Source organism: Burkholderia sp. B10 (genome assembly GCF_004368385.1).
In the GTDB taxonomy this organism is placed as follows: Bacteria; Pseudomonadota; Gammaproteobacteria; order Burkholderiales; family Burkholderiaceae; genus Burkholderia; species Burkholderia vietnamiensis.
The window spans coordinates 1-254 of the sequence record NZ_PQMX01000193.1 but is presented as its reverse complement, the minus strand read 5'-3'; the positions used below and the strand labels follow the sequence as shown (position 1 = coordinate 254).

Genomic DNA, 254 nt, shown 5'->3' with positions numbered 1-254 from the left:
CCAACGTCCTGGAGCCCGAACTCGACCAGAACTGACAAGGAAATCTACAATCGACACTGCGCAACGCCCAAGCCAGCCGAATCGGTCACGTTCCCGAAATCGGCGGTCACGTTCGCCGAAATACGCAGTGACGAACGGAGCGCCGTTGCGCAACGCGCCGGGTTTGCGCTCAACCAGCGTGATGTAATGGCGCCAGTCGTAGAAGGTCATGTGCCGCTCGAAGCTGCGTTCGTGGCGTGCGATCTCCTGGGCGT

General features: G+C 60.6%; 1 protein-coding gene. It reads right to left on the bottom strand.

Annotated elements, in window-relative coordinates:
- A partial coding sequence (locus C3Y15_RS32070) for a hypothetical protein (RefSeq protein ID WP_208328116.1) occupies positions 1 to 210 on the bottom strand: 210 nt, incomplete at its 3' end.
- Positions 211 to 254 lie beyond the last annotated feature (44 nt).